Source organism: Ureibacillus galli, from assembly GCF_014836845.1.
In the GTDB taxonomy this organism is placed as follows: domain Bacteria; phylum Bacillota; class Bacilli; order Bacillales_A; family Planococcaceae; genus Ureibacillus; species Ureibacillus galli.
Genome location: NZ_JACSQA010000007.1, coordinates 42847 through 62880, shown reverse-complemented (window position 1 = coordinate 62880; position 20034 = coordinate 42847). Strand labels below are relative to the sequence as shown.

Below are 20034 nucleotides of genomic sequence, written 5' to 3'. Positions count from 1 at the left end.
AGGGATTAAGATGGAACAGTTACCTATATGGAATGCAGTTGGGATAGAGCCTCCCTTAGATATAACAACTAACGGATGGCAACCCGGGATGAAGCCTTCTGCTCAGCATATGAACTGGCTTTTCAATAGAGCTTATAAAGCTTTACAGGAACTCCAACTAAATACCATATTGAAAGAGCAAAAAGGTGCTGCAAATGGGGTAGCTACTTTGGATGCATTAAAAAAGATTCCTCTAGCTCAATTCCCCAAAATAACATCAAACGAGATTACGGATAAAACTGTAACTAATTTAAAGCTTGCAGATGATATTAAAGTTGGATCTCTGGCTAATTTAACTACCACTCAAAAAGCTAATGTGGTAGCAGCTATAAATGAAATCCTATCAGGACTTACCTCTCATACGGGAAATACCGGAGTTCATATCAACTCTACCGAAAGAACGAGATGGAATGGCGCTCAGCTTACTAAGCTTACTCAGGATGCTGGTCATGCTAAAGGTCTTCCTTCTAGTAAGGACGCTAATGACATTACTGAACCTGGATTCTATCTAACTAGTACTGATGCATTAAATGTACCAGCAACACTAGGAACCCTAATGCACATTGAAAGAAATAGTGGTTTTGCAATTCAGATTCATTGGGCAACTGCGGATGGAAAAATGAATACTCGTTATAAGAATAACTCTACATGGTCAGCTTGGGCTCCCTATGAAACTGCAGCATCCGTAGACAGTAAGATAGACGCTGTTAAGAATGCAGCTCAGATGAAAAAGATTACTCTTGATTCAGGCGGAGTTACCATCAATAATCAAAGTACAACAACCAACCTTCTTGATCTTATAGTAAGTCGAGGTATAGGTGCTCATACATTTTATTCCATTAATGGAGGCCCAGGCAATCCTCCTGGAGCTACTAGTGTTAGAGGAATAGCCCACATGACTAATACGAATAATGGATGGGTAATAGCTGTGGATTATCTCAATAACTGGTTTGTAAACTTTATAGATGCTGGAAACTGGAGAGGATGGAAAAGGTTAGGGGAGGATTCTCTAGCCCAGATGTTTAAACTTACCCAGGATAACGGCAGGCTAAAAACCACAACAGTAACAGACTTAAATAATCTCATAGAAAGTGGATTCTATTACTGTGGTAGCGGAGTTATTGACAATAAACCTATGTCTAGTATAGGTACAATGATAGTAATGCAATATGGTTCTTCAACCACAATGCAGCTCTTTATATCCATGGGTTCAGTACAAAGGATGTTCGCGAGATATCTTAATAATGGAACCTGGGGAAGCTGGTGGGAATATGCCAGATCAGTAGACTTAGAGAATACCAACTCTAAGATAGGGACTATTAATACTACTATCTTAGATATGCAAGATCATCTAGGACTGTTAAGACCTTATGAAGAAGGAAGCGTAGTTACTAATTATATGATTACGCTGCTTAATGGGGTAACTCCCTATAATGATACTTTAGGACGTCCTGTATATCGTAAGACGGGTAAGATAGTTGAGATATTTGGATATGTTACAGGTATTACAGCAGCCAACACCAAAATCGCTAATATTCCCGTAGGATTTAGACCTCCCATGGAAAGGTATTGCGCTGGAATAACTTCTACGGTTAATACTGCACGATTCGCCCGATGGAAGTTAATGACAAACGGGGATTTAATCATGGAGAATACGAACGACGGGCAGTTCAATGTGAACTCTAATACCTTCTGGGAGTTCCACTTTATTTACAGCGTAGAGGAGGTAGCATTCGGATGATGGAAGAATTAAATCAAGAAACTATTGAAGAAGAAGTTCCCACAGAAGATACTACTGTGGAGCATCCAGTAGAAGAAATATCCGAACCAGAACTACCTAGGATACCGGATATTTTAGTACATCGATTTGACGATAATGGATTCTATATGGAGGACCTATTTGTCCCGGGAGATCAGCCTATACCTTCAGACTGTACTACGCTACCTCTCCCTCAACCAATTTACAAGCCTCAATTTGTTAATGGTCAATGGATTGATGCTATTACTGAAGAAGAGCTAGAGGCTATTAAGAATCCTAAGCCTAACCTTACTTTAGAAGAAAGAGTTAAGCAATTAGAAGCAGTAGTAAATTCAATGTTATTAGGGGGAATCTAATATGGAACAACATTCATCACTATACACTTACATTAAAAATCAATATTTATTAGGAGGATTTAGTGAAGCTGAATTAATTAAATTAGTTGAACTTGGTCGTATCAATGACGAAGAACGATTACAAATACTAGCGTTAAAATAACAAACGTACTCAAAGGATGATGAGTGCGTTTTTATTATGCCTTTCATTGTGGAGGGTTTTTAATATGCAATAAGGACGGTGCCTAAATGATTCAAACGATTAATGATTGGTTGCCGATTGTAGGAGCTCTCTGTGGAGGGCTCCTATTTATTTGGCGTATTACGTACAACTTAAACAAAAACATTCTTTTACTCAATGAAAATATCAAAGAATTAAATTCTACAACAAAAGAATCCAAAATGAAAATTAACGATCATGAGATTCGTATAGTGGTACTTGAAACAGTAACAGGTGTAAGAACAAAGGAGGAACATAAATATGAAAATTAACTGGAAAGTAAGATTACAAAGTAAATCATTTTTAGTTTCGGCATTTGCATTGGTATTATTACTAGTTCAACAAGTAGTAGACTTATTTGGATACGGATTATCAGAAGCGGTTAGCGAACAGGCTACCGCTATTTTTAATACCGTTTTATCGATTTTAGTGCTAATCGGTATTGTGCAAGACCCAACTACAAGTGGATTAGGAGATAGTGAACAAGCTCTTGGTTACAACAAACCAAGAGACGATTTAGAGGACGGTGAAAAATAATGGTTGTTAATACAATACAAAAAAGATTAACTCCTTTCAATTGTTGGAAAGGTGGAAATAAGAAGAAGTATATAGTTATCCACGATGTTGGTGTAAAGGGTCAAACGGCGGAAGCTAATGCTAAATACTTTAGTAATGCATACCGTGGTGCAAGTGCCCATTACTTCATTGATCGCACAAGCATTTGGCAAGTGGTAGATGACAATGATTGTGCTTGGCATGTTGGTGACGATAAGAATGATTTAGATGACGGTATTAATAATCATAATTCAATCGGTCTCGAAATGATTGTAGAAAAAGACGGAACTATTCACCCTGAAACAAAGGCAAATACAAAATGGTTAGTGAAGTTACTTCAAAGTAAATACAATAATCCAAACGAAAATATTGTTCGTCATTTTGATGCTTCAGGTAAAAACTGTCCTCAATATCTGAACAAGGATAAAAAGTGGACTGAATGGTTTGAGTTTTATAAGTATTTAACTGATGAAGTTGAAACTATTGGAAGTGGAACAATTGTATCTGACAATGAATTGGTCAACGATGAAAAAGTATCAAAACCTATCCAACCTTCTAAGCCTTCCACAACTAAAAAGGAGAAACTAGCTGAAGATGGTTATTGGGGACCAGCAACAACAAGAGCATTACAACGTCACTATGGTACAACTGTAGATGGTGTAATCAGTGGTCAACCGAAAAATGCTACTACAAAGAACATCCCTTCGGTTCGTTACGGTACTGGTGGCAGTAAATTAATTCGTGCTATGCAAAAGGATTTGAGAACAACAGTAGACGGTGTAATTAGTTGTCCTTCCCAGATGATTAAAGCTTTACAGAAACGTTTAGGAACTATTCAAGATGGAAAGGTAAGTTATCCTTCCAATGTAGTAAAAGCCATGCAGAAAGCTTTGAACAACGGTAAATTTTAAGGATAAAGAACAGGTATTCACGTAATTGATAGGCTCTCCAATAGATAAATAGATATATTTTTTAATCTGTCTACATAATGGGGAGCATATCGATTAGTTGTGAGGCTGGTCATTTTTTGTTTCCTATCACCTAATAGTCTATTAAGGACATTTCTCAGATAAAAGCATATGATATTATGAAGTATTTAGGAAAGGGTTGAATAGATGTATTATTATCCGTATGGTTATCCATACCATAACATGTACTACGGTAATCCTAGAATAGATAATTTTGGTGGAGAAATGCATTACTATCCCTATAACAATGACATAATGGGAAGAAATCGTTTAAATTATAATCACCTTTTTAGTAATAGAATAGCTTTAAAAGACTATGGTGCAAATCCTTTTGTTATTAATATTAATGAAGCATCAGAGCAAAATAATAATTATCGTACTGTTTTATGGACGGGGGACCATTTACAGGTTGCATTAATGAGCTTGAATCCAGGAGAAGATATTGGTCTAGAAATCCATCCCGATGTTGACCAATTTTTACGTATTGAACAGGGGCAAGGAATTGTCCAAATGGGCAAGAGTAAAGATAATTTATCATTTAAAAGAAATGTATACGAAGATTCAGCTATAATGGTACCTGCAAGAACCTGGCATAACTTAACAAATATAGGTAATACCCCACTAAAACTTTATACAATATATGCTCCACCTAATCATCCATTCGGTACTGTGCATACCACAAAAGCAGAAGCAATTGAAACTGAACATTAAAAATGGTAAATCAAAATTAAAACCGCCTTCCTTAATTTGTGGAGGGCGGTTTTTTCGTTTATTCGGATAGTTCTTCAATTCTTTTTTCAATTAATAATTTCAACTCTATCAATTCCTCTATATCACCGTATTTGTTAATAAATGTTCTAGCTGAACTCTTCGCACTTTGTTTTCGAGCTTTTTCCCTGTTTCTTTCCCTATAAGCTTGAGTTGCTCTTTTTTGCGCTTCAGATGTCTTATTTTCAGTCATTATTTATCCCTCCCCATTTTAAATTTTAGATCGTGGTCTTTATAATAATCGTAGCGAGCCGAATGGATTTATTTTAAATTATAAAAACAAAGTGATAACGGATAGAATCAAAGCGATGATTGAAATGAATACTAAGATTTTGTATTTCATGTGCATCATCCTTTCAAATTTTGTATAATATGAGTTGGGAGAGGGTTTCCCCTCTACCCGATTTCCTTAGCCCAGTAAAGCTTTTAGGAAATTTACAATTGCAGTGATAACGTTAGTGACCGCTATCGTTATCATTGCTTTTTCTTTTTGAAGCTCTTTTTCTTGTCTTCTTCTTTCCATTCGACTCATTATTATCACCTCCTTTCTATACTTTAATTATATACCATGGTTTATAAAATGTCAATAATTTCCATATGTAAATAGCGAAAAACCAAAGTTTTTTCACTAAAAAATAGTAGGTGAAAGAACTTGATTGTTTATATATTTTAGTTATTTCAATGGCGAATTTTTATAATTAATGTACTATTAATATAAGAAAATAAAGGTAGTTAACTTTTATGTAGAAGGTGATTTTAATGGATACGTTAATTATTGAACATTTAGCTTGTTTAGAAGTTAATAGAATCATTTTGCAAGAACCTTATCATTTAGTTAGTGAAGTAAAGTTTAATGATAAAAGTCCAAGTTTTGATGGAGAAATAATTGTATATAATTCAAATGAGTTAAAGAAAGAAAATATAGTGGGTAGTGTAAGGGTACAAATAAAGGGGACAACTAGATTTAAAAAGATTAAAGCTAACGGAAAAATTTCTCATTCTATAGAAAAATCTGATTTAGAAGTTTATAAAAAGATGGGAGAAGGGGTTCTATACTTAGTAGTTTCAATAAATAAAAAAAGTAAAAGGATGCAGACATTTTATAACGCTCTTACTCCACTTGATATTGAACGATTATTAGGCATTATTGAAAGGAAAAATACAGATTCAATAACGATTGATTTTAAATTCCTTCAAGATGGTTACTTGGAAAATATATGTAGATTGCAAATGAAGAATGTTAAGAAACAACCTAATCATTTTATTGAACAAAGTAAAAATAGAGAATTCAAAAAGTATAAAATTGAGTATAGTATTTTACAAAATGAATCAAAAGATTTTAACCTTTTTGATAATGTAGGTTACATATATGGAATTGAAGATGACATCGAATTTCCTTTAGAAGCAATGGTTCCTGCTGCTATAAACTTAAAAGGGGAAGAACAAGTAATAATTGATGGAGAGAAATTAAATATTAAATATAATATTACTGATTCGCGAAATGAAACAACACTTTCCATAGAAGATACACTTAAATTCGAATTTTCTAAAGATAAGAAAACGGGGAAATTAAAGCTAGGTAAATTAATAAGCATAAATTCATTTCTAACTTCTTTAAAAGTTCTGAAATATATGTTAGATAATGAAAAATTACCATTAACAATATATAAGATAAACGCTTCAATAAATAAAAGAGACAAATTTCAAGATATTGTTGAAGAAATACAACGGTATGAAGAACTATTAAGTATTTGTGAAAGAGTTGGACTTTCAGGTGATTATAAATTTAATGAAAATGAAAATTTAGATATTCTATTTAACGCAATTTTTGATGTCTTTAAAGAAAAAAAGTATGAGACAATCAATTCTGAGACTGACATTGAACAGGAAGTAGTGGTGCGGCTAAAATTGTCAGAATACATTACTTTATTGCTATTTAAAGATAATAAAGATAATGTTTTCTATAATATATTTGATGAAGATATTTTCGATAAATTAGCAGCTTTTATTCCTAAAAATTCTGGAGAGTTTAATCCTAATACAGATGATTTTTACAATGTCAGTATATTTAATCCATATACTATACAGGATTTATTAACTCTAGATAATTTCAATTATGAAATTTACAGAAAATCATTTGATCCAGAACGACATGATAGATCTTTAGATGTTAATAATCAAATTGCACTAGACTTAATTTCTATATACGATGAAAAAGAAGATATTAAATATCTAGAATTAGCTGAAAATCTCTTAAATGGTCTCATTGAAAATAATTCTGATAATAGTATTGCTAAGTTAAATTTGCTTCAAGTTAAAAAGAGATATTCCCAACAGTTAGAACCATGTGAAGAAGATTTTTTATATGATTTATTAGAAAATGGTGACAATCTACAGATGAATTTTGTTGCGAATGTTATTTTAGGACTAAAAAAACCTGCAGAAAGATTATTAAATAGAATGGAAGTAAATGAAAAATCTGAAGTTTTAAAATGGCCTATATATAATTTGTTTTTAAAAATTTAAAACTGTTATTATTTTATTATTAATCCAGGTATGTTCTACCTGGATTTTCATATTGCTAAAAAAGGAACGTATGTTCTATAATTGATAAAAACAGGAACTAACGTTATGCAACAGGGAGTGGTATCGGTGAAAGAACTGTTATTAAAAGTAATGCAACGTAATCAGTTAGTAGACATGATGTACATCGCTAAAAATGGAGAAATTACTAAAAGACGTATTAAAGTAATAAAAGTATCTGAGGATAAATTTAATGCTTATTGCTTTTTAAAACATGCTAATCGATTGTTTTGTATTGATAATGTTCTTGCTTTGTTGCCAGTAATTCGAAAAGAGCGTGAGGTAATTTGATTGATTTTAATACTGCTGAACTAATTCATAAACACATTATCCTCGATTTGACAAAACGGACTATAGAACGTGATCTAAATCATTTAACTGATATAAAGCTAAGTCGTCCATTAGCGTTATGGATGGAACAACAAATTATTGTAGTTCAAAATGAATTAAGAGAAGTGAAAAACCAATTGGTGAAGAGTGGTATCAAAGTTCAAGCAGAAATTCGAATCGATAAAGATATTACTGAATATTTGATTTTAGTTAAGGGCACTGAACATAATCGAAGATACTTTAATATTGCACTTAAAAATAAGGTTGATGATGAGATAAAGCGATTATTGAATGTGCAATAAAAAAATAAAAAAAGTCATTCAAACGAATGACTAAAAAATGTTTCGACCGTCATATTAACTACTTTTTTTAATTATCTCTTTACAATTAGAAGAATTGTTAGGCCGATATCTCATTTTTTGAAAGTGTTTGAGATGTAAATCAAGTGTTACCTATTTAATTATTGTTCATACTTTTATGTAAATAAAAAAGCCACTCAAAGAGTGACTTTTTTGGTTAAATGGATTGGAACAGTAACGTCTTCTCCAATTGTTAATGTATCAGCAGCTGAACCTTCAAAAACAAAATATAGTTTGTTGCACCATCTAAACCTTCTTCCACACGCAACCAAAGCAAATATAAGTAACATTACAATAAAATGAGTTTCTTCATATATAATAGTCCACTTTCTATATATAAGCTGACATTGTTAGTAACTATGATTCTGTTAGTTTTTTAAAACTAACTAGAAAACTAACAAATAAAAAAAGTTGAATGAAGTTAGAAAGTATATATTTTTATAGTTTGATAAAATATAAATTCAAAAAACCGTTTAAAAAAGTAGGGAAAACTTAGACGAAGTCTATTCAAACATGGGCGGAATGATGTAATAAACCGCTCAAACCCTTGATATTATTGGGTTTGTATGTAAGATGAAAGTGAAATGCTAACATAGAGGATTTTAATCGAGGCTTCTCATAAGTGAAAACTTTTGGGAAGCCTTTTTTTTTCATGGGTTACACGGAGATATCCATTTTTGGTGATTTGATTAGGGCATGATCTAATTGATCCATATCAGTGCAGCTTCTGCAAGTGACGTATGTATATGTGGTAGAGAATGGGGGGTAACTCAGTATTTTTATATATCAACTTTTAAAGAGGGAGTTATATAGTGAAAATATCATTTTTTGTTGAATTATATGATGATATGATTGGAGAACCTTTTAATACAAAAGACTATTTAGCCTGTCGTCTATATATTTTTGTGCAGCAAAATGGAGAAAAAAATGAACTTTGTAACTCCACTTTCCACGATGCTTAGGTATGGGTGACATTCTTTTGGAATTAAAAGAAAAAAATACATCTTTTTCTGAAGGGATAGAAACCTTTGAAAATGCAATGGAATATACGCTAAATAAAACTGGTAAATTATTTAATATTAAAGCTTACAGTGAATATGACGGTACAACAGAAATTGTCCTTCAGGGTGAGTTTGAAGATTTTCTTACAGCTTTCTTTAAAGAATATGGACGCTACTTTAAAGGAATTCTTCAAAAGAATCCAAATGCCATTCAACACAATTCTGTTGAAATGATGGAGCGGCAATTAAAAGTTTATAAGGAACTAATAAATAAATATTAACTAACAACATTTACAGAGTTGATAAAAATATAAAATTAAAAATGTTAAATTGGGAAAGATAGACAAAGTCTATTCAAACATGGGCGGAATGATTGAAATCGATTCAGAACCTTTATATATCAAGAGTTCTAACGAATTAATAAACTTGGGTGCCCAACTAGTGCTCAAAACAAGATTTTGAGCAAATGAAAATATAGAGGTTTCTTATAAATTTTTCAAATTTATGGGAAACCTCTTTTTATGTTTTCGTCTAATTGTTCTCCCTTAACCTAATACTTCGTTAACGTATGATTGAAACAAATCAGGAAAACCTAATGCCTAAAGATGTAGAAAGGAGGATTTTTTTGAAGCATACAAAAGCCTTTTTTATTAAATTGGTTATGACCATTGGGGTTTTATTCATCGTATTAGGTTTATTCTTTGGAGTTTCTTTTGCAGATATTCTTATAACAGGGGTTATTTTAACGATCATAGCATTTATTGGAGATGTAGTATTGTTACCTCGAATTGGTGGAGTTTCTGCTACAGGTGCAGATTTACTCCTTGCCTTTTTAGTGATTTGGGCATTAGGTTTATATTTATTCGACCCAGATATTTCAGCATTTTCAGCAGCTTTATTATCTTCACTGTTTATTGCTGGTTGGGAATTTTACTACCATAAATATTTAATTGATCATTTATTTGAAAATGAAACGGAACGTCAAGTAATCGATCGTAAAAAGAATCTAATTACCCAAACAGAGTTTTCAGATGACTTCGATAAAGGTGTCAATTCAGAAAGGCATAACAATGATCAAATATAAATGGATATCAAAGTTTTATTAGAGGTTTCTCCTAATGTTGAGAAACCTCTTTTTATTTAGTGTTAGCTACACGGTTATAATACTAAGCTTGTATAAGCAAGTCCTTCGTGGGTAGTTGTATAAAATAAACAGTTCCCCTTTTGATCAAAAAAGGCGATATCTTTATCGCCAAACTCTGTCAGTTTCACTTCATTATAAAAACCATCAGAGTCTTTAATATGAAAGAAGAAGCTACTATAATTATGTAAAAATTTAAGTATTTTCTTCTCATCCTGTTCATTATATTCGTATTTATACATGGTGGAGGATTTCCCCTTCGTTTTTGTTCCTGTCCATGACTTTACTTTCTTTTTTGTTGTTAAATAAGGTTCTAAAAATTGAACTAAATCATCATTTTCATTATCCCCATAAGGGATTACTAACTCGATATATTTTGTTTTATTTTTTAATAAAGTTAATATCTTTATAAAGTCTTCCCTCGTATAAATAAGGACCTCATTCATTTCTTACACCCCATTTTTTAAAAGTAAATAAAAAATTACAGCTTATGACAATACACAAGTCTAAGATATATACCCCATCTTATAGGCATTGGCTACCATTTGAGTGCGGTTGCGGGCATTTAATTTCGATAATAAGTTTTGGACATAGTCTCGAATTGTATATTCACTTAAGAATAGAAGGGAAGCGATCTCTTTATTGCTATATCCTTCGGAGATTAAATATAAAATACTTTTTTCTTTTTCCGTCATTGTCACTTCATTGTCTATCCGATGGCTGGAAGGTTTCCTAGCTAAAAACATTCCTAACCGTATTCCAGCTATTTCTAATGTATCAAGTAACGGTTTCGAATAATCAAAAGGTTCACCCCTTTGATCGAAAGTAAGCCATCCATATAATTGCTCACGATAAATAACCGGAATAAATATCGTGGATGATAAATTGAAAAATTTAATTACTACATCAATAACGTAGGGAGATGGGTCTTTTAAATATAAAGGCATTTTTAAGTTGAACACGGGATGATCTGCTGTTAATTTCCCTTTAATTCTTTGAACGAGTTCTAAATCATCACCATAAATTCCGTAAAATTCATTGGACCATGCATTATAGGCATAAAAGTTACAACGTTTAAAATCAAAAATTGCTTTCATTTCGTTCATAATAATGGGAACTTCCTCTGATCCGGAAGAGGAAATGAGTATTTCACTTAGTTTATCTAGTTTCTCCAGATAAATGGAATTTTGATTAGCTAAACTTTTTGTTTCATCCATAGAGGCAAAGTATTGGTTCGTTAAATTTGTAATGAGCTTAGATTGGAAAATAAAAATTTGTTCTGTTTCTGGATGACGTTGATTAAAAAGTAAACGAATGATCGCTTGTTCCAAGATAGAGCGGAAATGGCTTAGAAACATTCCTGTTATTTCGTGGATATAAACTTGAATAAATAAATGTAATTGATTGGACAAGTCATTTGTATTTTTGACATCGACTTGCTTTGAGATAAATGATAGAAAGTCCTCAATAAATAAGGAGAGATTTTCTTTTTCCTTAGAAGATAAATCGTCGGTTTGTTGTATATAGGAACGTGCGTTTTGAATAATATGTGCTCGGTTAATTTTACAAAACAATACATATTGAATGGCCTTAATCATCTATTAAGTCCTCCTATAAATGTAGGTGTATTTTCTATTATAATACCTCATTTTGAAGGTTATCTGTATGTAAAGAAAGGTTTAAAATAAAATTATTAAATCTATTATGTGGGGAGAAATAATCATGAATCTTCAAAATGTAACCGTTGCCGGAAGTGGTGTATTAGGTAGTCAAATTGCATTCCAAAGTGCATTTTTTGGGTATGCTGTCACAGTTTATGATATTAATGACCAAGCAATTAATAACGCGAAAGAACGTATGATGAAATTAAAAAGTGTATACGGTGAATTCTTTAACGACATGGAAAAAGCGGAAGCTGCTTTAAATCGTTTAGTTTACAACACAGATTTAGCGGAAGCAGTAAAAGACGCTGATTTAGTGATTGAAGCTGTTCCAGAAGTGCCTGAAATAAAAACGACTTTCTATAAAAATTTAGGAGAGGTAGCACCGGAAAAAACAATTTTCGCATCTAATTCTTCTACTATGTTACCAAGCCAATTTGCACAGTTTACAGGTCGTCCAGAGAAATTTTTAAATCTTCATTTTGCCAATGAGATTTGGAAAAACAATACAGCTGAAGTGATGGGTCACCCAGGTACAAATGCGAAATATGCGGATATTGTTGAAGAATTTGCCCGTACGATTGGTATGATTCCATTCCGTTTGCACAAAGAACAACCTGGTTATATTTTAAATTCATTGTTAGTACCACTTTTAGATGCTGCAATGGATTTATGGGTTAAGGATGTGGCAGACCCTCATACAATCGATAAAAACTGGATGATTTCTACTGGGGCTCCTACTGGTCCATTCGCAATTTTAGATGTAGTTGGGATGGCAACACCTTATAATCTTAATTTAGCAAAAGCTGAAAAAGGTGTTCCACATGCAAAAGAAATTGCAGAAAAATTAAAAGCAGAATATATCGATCAAGGGAAAATGGGTGTAAGTAGTGGAGAAGGATTCTACAAATATCCAAATCCTGCTTACGCTAATCCAGACTTTTTAAAATAATAGAGAAGTGAACAGCCAGCTGCCTGTATCATACAGTAGCTGGTTGTTTTTATCTTTTCTTAGATGTAGTTTATCTGACAAGGTTAGATTGAAAAAGAAAAAGCTGTACCGAAAATTTGGTACAGCTTTAAACAGTTACTTTTTCATTTCTTTTTTCATATGCAAATAACGCCAAATGGTGATCGATATTTCATGCGCTTCCGCTTCATGGGAAGTACCTCGGAATGATTTGTTAAATGCTGAGAGGATTGCATGCAAAATATGAATATGTTCATTTTCTGAATTTAGTTCCTTCAATAAATACTTCGTATATTCTATTCCACTCTCTGGATCCTCAGGTGTCAATCGATCTAAAAAGCCTTGAAGCTGTTCAAGTAATGCTTCTTTGTGGATGGCTTTTTGTTTTATTTTTAGTTGTAATGCTTGAATCACTTCAGGCGTAATTAAAATATGCTGCGATTTTAGTTGCCGTTCAATGATTGCATCGACATGATTCATGACTACTTGTACAACTTCTTCTGGTGTAGCTGGTTGTTTGCTGCGTGCCATCGTCAATACTCGTAATGATTGTTGAATCATTCCTAGCGCTTGGACTGCACATTCATAGGAAATATCCCGAACCCCTTCACCATATACGTCGATTAATCGACTAGCAAGCCAGTTTAACTCAGCTATCATATGTTTTTCAAGTGCTTTCTTTAGCTCAATATCCGTATTCCCTACTAATGATTCAAAGATTTGAACTAAATTTCGTTTACGATTTACATGAGTGAGAATCGCAATTTGCTTAATTAAAATATCCTTATCCGATGGATCTTGATTAAGGGCCATTTCATATCGTGAGCTTACGGTTTCTTCTCTAGTCTCCTCTAAAATAGCAATTAGACATTCGTTTTTAGAGCCGAAATGATTATAAAATGTTCCCTTTGATACATTTGCAGTAGAAATAATGTCAATAATAGATGTATCATTAAAACCTTTATCAATAAAAAGTTGACGTGCAGCATGAATGATCTGCCGTTTTCTTTTGTTCATATTTTCACCTAGTTCATGTCGATTTTTATACCCTAAGTATAAATTGAAAACACTTTAATTTCAACGTTTTAGTGAACAAATATTTTTATGTTGAAAAAAATAGACTATGGGTATAAAATGTATTTCGGGGATTGAAATGAATAAAGAGAGAGAGATGAAAAATAAATTATGGATAATGAGCAAATATTGAAAAAGCCACCTTATCTGATGATTGGGATTCTTTTTGTAGGTGCCTTTGTTGCTTTTCTAAATAATACATTATTAAACGTAGCACTTCCTACCATTATGGTAGATCTAAAAGTGGAATATACTACGGTACAGTGGTTAGCAACTGGATATATGTTAGTGAGTGGGGTATTAATTCCTGCTTCAGCCTTTTTAATTACTCGTTTTAAAACGAGACCGTTATTTATTTTTGCAATGACTGTTTTTGCCATTGGTACATTGTTAGCAGCAATTGCTCCTAATTTTGGTGTTTTACTAGCCGGAAGAATGATCCAAGCTGTTGGATCTTCTGTGATGGCACCAATTCTAATGAATGTTATGTTAATTAGTTTCCCTGTTGAAAAACGTGGGTCTGCAATGGGTGTTTTCGGTTTAGTTATGGTCGCTGCACCAGCAATCGGTCCAACATTATCTGGTTGGATTGTAGAACATTATGATTGGCGTGTACTATTTGAAATGATTTTACCAATCGCCATCATCAGTTTATTATTAAGTATTTGGAAATTGGAAAATGTGTTACCTAACAAAAAGGTTACATTAGACTACTTATCCATTGTACTTTCAACAATCGGTTTTGGTGGTATTTTATACGGATTTAGTACTGCAGGAAGCCATGGCTGGACAGACCCAATTGTTGTCACAACAATTGTAGTTGGTGTTATTGGCGTTATTTTATTCGTTGTTCGTCAGTTAAAACTTGAAAAACCAGTTTTAAGTATGGAAATTTTTAAATCACCTTTATTCGCCTTGTCTGCGATTATTAGTGCAGTATTATCAATGGCGATGATGGGTGGTATGATTTTAACACCTGCATACGTTCAAAATATCCGTGGTATTGAACCATTTGAATCTGGGTTAATGATGTTACCAGGTGCGATTGTTATGGCAATTATGTCACCAATTACTGGTCGTTTATTTGACAAGTTTGGTCCAAGAATTTTAGCGATGATTGGTTTGACGATTACAGCAATCTCAACGTATTATTTATCTGAATTACAAGTGGATTCAACATACTTCTATATTATATTTGTTTATACTATTCGTATGGTTGGTATTTCATTAGTTATGATGCCAATTATGACAAACGGTTTAAACTCTTTACCATTGCGTTTAAATCCACATGGTACAGCAGCGAACAATACGATTCAACAGGTTGCTGGTTCGATAGGAACTGCTATTTTAGTAGCAATTATGAATGCGAGAACAACAGCTACTGGTGAGGATTTAGCAGCTCAAGCACAAGCAAATGCAACTGCTCCTATGTCAGAAGAGCAAATGGCTACATTAAAAGCACAAATTACACAACAAGCTTTATTAGATGGAATCCAGTATTCTTTCGTAATTGCAGCCATTATTACGGTTGTTGCTTTAGTATTATCATTCTTCTTAAGACGTGCAAAGAGTCCTGAAGCGGTCGCTGCTAATGATAAAGCACTTAAAGATGCAGATGTATCGAAAGCAAATGCTTAAAATAAATAAGATTTAATGTTTATAGTATTAAATATAAAAGTCGTCTCACACTAGAGACGACTTTTTCTATTCTTACTTTGACTTTTTATAGCATACTTTATTATTATTATAAGATTTTAACTATTATTAGTATAAATATATAGCTTACATAAAGTTTGAAAGGAAACTCAAAATATTATCAATGCAGTTCTTTTACAATATTCGCTGGTTAATCGTGAGTATTATTTTGGTAAATAAATCTTATAACTTGTATAAAAAAGAGGCTGGTGTTAAATTTGTACTCATAAATCAGCTTTTATAGGATGGATATACTAATTAAAAAATTATGATGGAAATGATAATATTTTTAATAACTTCCTTAGGTGAAAAATATTTTGATATACTAAAACCCATTTGGGAGGTGTTTCGTTTGCAAGTAGATCTTTATGAACAGTTTTTTATCAATTCTTCTACAGCCTATTCCTGTCATAAAGTAATATTTAATGGAGAAGGTAGCCCCATCGATTATGAATTTATAGCCTTTAACAAAGCCTATGAAGAGTTAATGGAACTAAAAGGTGAAAATTTACTACACAAAAGGTTTTATGAGGTTTTTCCTAATAGTTGGGATGATCAAGAGAAATGGGAACGATTCATCAATGATATTATTCGCAATCAGAAGCCCTCCCAAATAGATATTAAGAAACCCAATGTTCCTAAATGGCTTAGAATCATTTCCTTCCCATTAAAAAATGATACATATGGTTGTATTTATTTTGATGTCACAAAAGAGTATATGCAAGATAATGAGATTGAAGGTTTTTTAAAGGTGAATATTGATCTTCTTTCTGTTATGGATACAGATGGTTACTATATTAGAGTAAACCAAGCCTATGAAAGAATTTTAGGGTATAAAGCGGAAGAGATTGAGGGGAAAAGCTTTAAATTATTCGTTCACGAGGAAGACATTCCTAAAACGAATCACATAATTGAGCAATTGAAAGACCAAAAAGTGATTTCGAGTTTTGTAAATCGCATTCTTCATAAGGATGGTACATATCGCTATCTAGAGTGGCGTTCCCAAATGAATGGGAAGTATATTTATAGCTCGGCTAGAGATATTACAGTACATCGTAATTTAGAACAAGAGCTTTGCGAAAAAAATAGGAACTTAGCTCGTTTAACAGAGGAATTAAAGGAAAAAAATAAAATACTAAAAACTCTTGCGATTACAGATGACTTAACTGGAGTGTACAATCGCCATTTTTTGAACGACAAAATTAAAATGAAAATGGATCAAGCGGATCTAGAACATCGCCCGATTTCCATGATTATTGTAGATTTAGATTACTTTAAGAAAGTAAATGATACTTATGGACATCCGGTAGGAGATGAAGTATTAAAATCAACTGGTAACCTTCTAAAACAAATGATTCGCTATTCGGATATGATTGTCCGATTGGGTGGGGAAGAGTTTGTCATCATACTGCCAAATACAACAGTAGATGGAGCATATAATATTGCAGAAAGGATTCGTCGGAAAATAGAACAGTATGACTATCCAGTTGCAGGTCGGCTAACAGCAAGTTTAGGTGTTGCTCAAAAGAAACAGTCGGAATCATTCGAAAGTTGGTACGAAAGAACAGATTCAGCCCTTTATGAAGCGAAGGAATCTAAACGGAATTGTGTAGCAAAAGCGTTCATCACTTCATAATCTATAAAGAAGACATTCCCATTGTTATTCACTATTAATACTTGTTTTGAAACCACCTTTTAAAGAATACACTAGAATAAGTGTGTTCTTTTTTTATTTTCGTTTTCTGCGTGTCAGCTTTTTTAACATCTGTTTTTGTGTATAATGGATGTAAGTGGTGTGTTATTAATTATGTGTGGGGGTTTTGCGGATGGATGTTCTTGATTTTCTAGAAAGATTAGACGAAATCAACGTTTTATTTGAACCAATCTACAGCGCTGATGAACATGTAATCGTAGCGTATGAAGTAATTGGGCAATTTACCGATGGGGAAGAAATGTTGAACGTTGTTGACTTTACATATGATGAATCAATACCAATAGATATTCGCAATGAAGTAGAGCATTTTTTAATTAAGAAAGCGATGGTATTAGCTAAAGAAGAAGTAACAACAAAACAGGTTGGACTTTATCTCCCATGTAACCCAAATTTATTCATGGAAGATTTCGGAGAAGGCTATTTTCAATTGTTAAAAGATCAAATGGAAGAAAGTTTATTACCTTATATTTATTTGGTTATCCCGGAACATAAATTTAACGGTGAATTTGAGCAACTGCAACATCCAATTCGATATATAAAAACTTACGGAGTGAAAGTCGCATTAGATAGCATCGGCTCAGATAGTAATTTGGATCAAATTCTCATGTTAGAGCCTGCCGTATTAAAAATAAACGTAAGTCAATTAAACTACAATGCATGGGGTGCACAAAACCATGTCTTTACGACAATTCAATCATTAGCTGTTAAAATTGGTGCAACACTTATGTTTGATAATATCCAAACGGATTATCAATTGCATCATGCTTGGAAAAACGGCGCACGTTATTTTAAAGGAGTTTATTTACAACAACCTTCAAATCAATTCCTTCCAAAGGATACATTGAAGGAAAGATTTCGCAATGAATGTAAACAATTTATTTCTACAGAAAAAAGACTGTTAGAAGTAAAATATGAGGAAATGAAGAAGTTACAAAAAACAATTGCGAACATTGTTGAGTATACAAAACCAGATGGTAAAGATGTTGATAAACTTTTACAATTAGCAAAGCAATTAGAAAACTATGCGTTCCGGTTTTATATTTGCAATGAAGAGGGATTCCAAATATCGCCTAATATCGTTCGCAAAAATGGCAATTGGAACGTAGAGGAACAGGCAATCGGTAAAAACTGGAGCTGGCGTCCGTATTTTTTATTTAACATTATTAAGCTACGCAATGATGTGAAAGGTGAACTTTCGGACATCTACAGTGATATCGCAACGGGTGAGCTTACGCGCACTTATTCGATGGCATTAAATGAACATGAATATTTATTTGTCGATTTGACATATGATTATCTTTACGAGCATAACATTGTAAATTAATGAATTCCTACTCGTATGCTTCGGCATATGAGTAGGAATTTTTTTATTTAATAGAATTGTTATGATAAGACTAATAGATACATAAAATATTAGGTGTAATTACCATGAACGATAAAGGGAGGAAACAAGATTCAAATACATGTTGTCCAGCCGGGTCAATCGTTATGGGGAATCGCACAAGCTTATAACTCTACGACACAAAATATTATCGAAGCAAACCAAATTGAAGACCCAGAACGTTTAGTCGTCGGTCAAGCGTTAGTTATTCCAATCTATGGTAGCTTTTATTGGGTGCAACAAGGCGATACATTGTACGCTATTTCTCAACGGTTCGGTTTAAGTGTGGAAACCCTTGCGCAAGTCAATGGAATTAATGTTAATACACCTTTATATGTTGGAATGCGGTTATATGTTCCGCCAATGCAAAGGCGAAATGCAGAAGTGAATATTTATATTGAACCAACTGGTGAAACGATTAGCGAGGAATTGTTAACGGAAGCAAGAAATGTTGTACGGCAGTTAACATACTTAGCTCCTTTTAGCTTTGAAGCTAGAAGAGATGGTAGTCTTGATCCTATTCCTACAGAAGGACTTCCTGAAATTGCAGAAGCAGGTAATGCTTCGTTAATGATGGTTGTATCGAATTTAGAAAATGGTCAATTTAGTGGTGAGTTAGGAAGGGCCATTTTACAAAGTACGGCAGTTCAAGAAGTATTATTAGAAAACATCGTCGAAGAAGCAAGAAGAATTGGCCGTGTTACAGATATTCATTTTGATTTTGAATTTTTACCAGCCGATCAACGGGAAGCGTATAACAACTTTTTAAGAAGAGCAGCAGATTATTTACGTGGGGAAGGCTTTTTAATCTCGACGGCTTTGGCACCGAAAACGAGTGCCGAACAGACAGGACAATGGTATGAAGCCCATGATTATAGGGCCCATGGGGAAATTGTTGATTTTGTTGTACTCATGACATATGAATGGGGTTATTCAGGCGGTCCACCAATGGCAGTATCACCGATTAATGAAGTGGAACGAGTCATAAACTATGCATTAACGGAAATGCCGGCAAACAAAATTATGATGGGTCAAAATTTATATGGATATGACTGGACACTTCCTTTTGTTGAAGGTGGGGAGTACGCCCGGGCAGTTAGTCCACAAAGAGCGGTGGAGTTAGCAAGAGATCATAATGTTGTTATTCAATTTGATTATACAGCCCAGGCACCACATTTTAATTATGTGGATGATGAAGGAAGTGCCCATAAAGTATGGTTTGAAGATGCTAGGTCGATTCAGGCAAAGTTTAATTTAATGAAACGGTTAAACTTAAGAGGAATAAGTTATTGGAAACTAGGTTTTGCTTTCCCGCAAAATTGGTTACTTATTGAAGAAAACTTCAATGTTGTAAAAAGACAGACGGAATAAATTAGTTAAATAGATAAATGAAATATGATCATTTGAGCAGTCTTAAAGTAAAAAGACTGCTTATTATTTATGTTGAAAATAAACGAATGACTAATGAGGAATTATCATAA

General features: G+C 33.1%; 23 protein-coding genes. 18 read left to right on the top strand and 5 right to left on the bottom strand.

The window, feature by feature from the left end; all coding sequences use genetic code 11:
* Nucleotides 1–10: 10 nt before the first annotated feature.
* The 7 genes from H9636_RS07020 to H9636_RS06990 all read left to right on the top strand — a co-directional run bounded on the left by H9636_RS07020 (nt 11) and on the right by H9636_RS06990 (nt 4587).
* Nucleotides 11–1780 carry a pyocin knob domain-containing protein gene (locus H9636_RS07020; RefSeq protein WP_191706915.1) on the top strand — a complete coding sequence of 590 codons (1770 nt, stop codon included), beginning with the start codon at nt 11–13 and terminating at the stop codon, nt 1778–1780.
* Entirely contained in the window at nt 1777–2154 is a 378-nt protein-coding gene (locus tag H9636_RS07015) for a hypothetical protein (RefSeq protein ID WP_191706914.1), read from the top strand. Before H9636_RS07020 ends, H9636_RS07015 begins: the two co-directional genes overlap by 4 nt.
* Before the next feature lies 1 nt (nt 2155).
* Nucleotides 2156–2296 carry an XkdX family protein gene (locus H9636_RS07010; RefSeq protein WP_191706913.1) on the top strand — a complete coding sequence of 47 codons (141 nt, stop codon included), beginning with the start codon at nt 2156–2158 and terminating at the stop codon, nt 2294–2296.
* Between the two features lie 86 nt (nt 2297–2382).
* On the top strand, nt 2383–2625 hold the full coding sequence (locus tag H9636_RS07005) for a hypothetical protein (protein WP_191706912.1): 243 nt from the start codon (nt 2383–2385) through the stop codon (nt 2623–2625).
* Nucleotides 2615–2890 (top strand): phage holin, encoded by a 276-nt coding sequence (locus tag H9636_RS07000; RefSeq protein ID WP_191706911.1) that lies wholly within the window; start codon nt 2615–2617, stop codon nt 2888–2890. Before H9636_RS07005 ends, H9636_RS07000 begins: the two co-directional genes overlap by 11 nt.
* Entirely contained in the window at nt 2890–3819 is a 930-nt protein-coding gene (locus H9636_RS06995; protein ID WP_191706910.1) for a peptidoglycan recognition protein family protein, read from the top strand. Before H9636_RS07000 ends, H9636_RS06995 begins: the two co-directional genes overlap by 1 nt.
* 204 nt (nt 3820–4023) lie before the next feature.
* Nucleotides 4024–4587, top strand: coding sequence for a cupin domain-containing protein (locus H9636_RS06990; RefSeq protein WP_122973547.1), 564 nt, complete (start codon nt 4024–4026; stop codon nt 4585–4587).
* Between the two features lie 58 nt (nt 4588–4645).
* Here H9636_RS06990 and H9636_RS06985 read toward each other — a convergent pair whose 3' ends face one another.
* Nucleotides 4646–4837 (bottom strand): hypothetical protein, encoded by a 192-nt coding sequence (locus H9636_RS06985; RefSeq protein ID WP_191706909.1) that lies wholly within the window; start codon nt 4835–4837, stop codon nt 4646–4648.
* Nucleotides 4838–5053: 216 nt separating this feature from the next.
* Nucleotides 5054–5176 (bottom strand): hypothetical protein, encoded by a 123-nt coding sequence (locus H9636_RS19235; protein WP_263604143.1) that lies wholly within the window; start codon nt 5174–5176, stop codon nt 5054–5056.
* Nucleotides 5177–5403: 227 nt separating this feature from the next.
* On the opposite strand from H9636_RS19235, the gene H9636_RS06980 reads away from it, so the two are divergent.
* From H9636_RS06980 to H9636_RS06955, 6 genes are all read left to right on the top strand, one after another.
* Complete coding sequence (locus H9636_RS06980) at nt 5404–7170, top strand: DUF4365 domain-containing protein (protein ID WP_191706908.1); 1767 nt, start codon at nt 5404–5406, stop codon at nt 7168–7170.
* A 105-nt stretch (nt 7171–7275) separates the two neighbouring features.
* Nucleotides 7276–7518 carry a transcriptional regulator gene (locus tag H9636_RS06975; RefSeq protein WP_191706907.1) on the top strand — a complete coding sequence of 81 codons (243 nt, stop codon included), beginning with the start codon at nt 7276–7278 and terminating at the stop codon, nt 7516–7518.
* Nucleotides 7515–7859 carry a hypothetical protein gene (locus H9636_RS06970; RefSeq protein ID WP_191706906.1) on the top strand — a complete coding sequence of 115 codons (345 nt, stop codon included), beginning with the start codon at nt 7515–7517 and terminating at the stop codon, nt 7857–7859. The genes H9636_RS06975 and H9636_RS06970 overlap by 4 nt, the downstream gene beginning before the upstream one ends.
* 869 nt (nt 7860–8728) lie before the next feature.
* Nucleotides 8729–8878: a hypothetical protein gene (locus H9636_RS06965; RefSeq protein ID WP_191706905.1), complete on the top strand. Its 150-nt coding sequence runs from the start codon at nt 8729–8731 to the stop codon at nt 8876–8878.
* A 17-nt stretch (nt 8879–8895) separates the two neighbouring features.
* On the top strand, nt 8896–9198 hold the full coding sequence (locus H9636_RS06960) for a hypothetical protein (protein WP_191706904.1): 303 nt from the start codon (nt 8896–8898) through the stop codon (nt 9196–9198).
* 344 nt (nt 9199–9542) lie between these two features.
* Nucleotides 9543–10001: a YndM family protein gene (locus H9636_RS06955; RefSeq protein ID WP_191706903.1), complete on the top strand. Its 459-nt coding sequence runs from the start codon at nt 9543–9545 to the stop codon at nt 9999–10001.
* Nucleotides 10002–10075: 74 nt separating this feature from the next.
* Here H9636_RS06955 and H9636_RS06950 read toward each other — a convergent pair whose 3' ends face one another.
* On the bottom strand, nt 10076–10504 hold the full coding sequence (locus tag H9636_RS06950; protein ID WP_191706902.1) for a hypothetical protein: 429 nt from the start codon (nt 10502–10504) through the stop codon (nt 10076–10078).
* Between the two features lie 60 nt (nt 10505–10564).
* Entirely contained in the window at nt 10565–11656 is a 1092-nt protein-coding gene (locus H9636_RS06945; RefSeq protein WP_191706901.1) for a LuxR C-terminal-related transcriptional regulator, read from the bottom strand.
* A 124-nt stretch (nt 11657–11780) separates the two neighbouring features.
* Here H9636_RS06945 and H9636_RS06940 point away from each other — a divergent pair, with 124 nt between their 5' ends.
* Nucleotides 11781–12671 (top strand): 3-hydroxyacyl-CoA dehydrogenase, encoded by an 891-nt coding sequence (locus H9636_RS06940; RefSeq protein WP_191706900.1) that lies wholly within the window; start codon nt 11781–11783, stop codon nt 12669–12671.
* Between the two features lie 135 nt (nt 12672–12806).
* On the opposite strand, the gene H9636_RS06935 is transcribed toward H9636_RS06940, so the two are convergent.
* Complete coding sequence (locus H9636_RS06935) at nt 12807–13706, bottom strand: TetR/AcrR family transcriptional regulator (protein ID WP_191706899.1); 900 nt, start codon at nt 13704–13706, stop codon at nt 12807–12809.
* A 168-nt stretch (nt 13707–13874) separates the two neighbouring features.
* On the opposite strand from H9636_RS06935, the gene H9636_RS06930 reads away from it, so the two are divergent.
* The 4 genes from H9636_RS06930 (at nt 13875) to H9636_RS06915 (ending at nt 19924) form a co-directional block, all read left to right on the top strand.
* On the top strand, nt 13875–15401 hold the full coding sequence (locus tag H9636_RS06930) for a DHA2 family efflux MFS transporter permease subunit (RefSeq protein ID WP_191706898.1): 1527 nt from the start codon (nt 13875–13877) through the stop codon (nt 15399–15401).
* Nucleotides 15402–15810: 409 nt separating this feature from the next.
* Nucleotides 15811–17094: a diguanylate cyclase gene (locus H9636_RS06925; RefSeq protein WP_191706897.1), complete on the top strand. Its 1284-nt coding sequence runs from the start codon at nt 15811–15813 to the stop codon at nt 17092–17094.
* Nucleotides 17095–17284: 190 nt separating this feature from the next.
* A complete protein-coding gene (locus tag H9636_RS06920; protein ID WP_191706896.1) occupies nt 17285–18496 on the top strand; it encodes an EAL domain-containing protein in 1212 nt (403 codons plus the stop codon).
* A 129-nt stretch (nt 18497–18625) separates the two neighbouring features.
* The gene (locus tag H9636_RS06915) at nt 18626–19924 is read left to right on the top strand and encodes a LysM peptidoglycan-binding domain-containing protein (RefSeq protein ID WP_191706976.1); all 1299 of its coding nucleotides are present in this window, start codon (nt 18626–18628) and stop codon (nt 19922–19924) included.
* Nucleotides 19925–20034 lie beyond the last annotated feature (110 nt).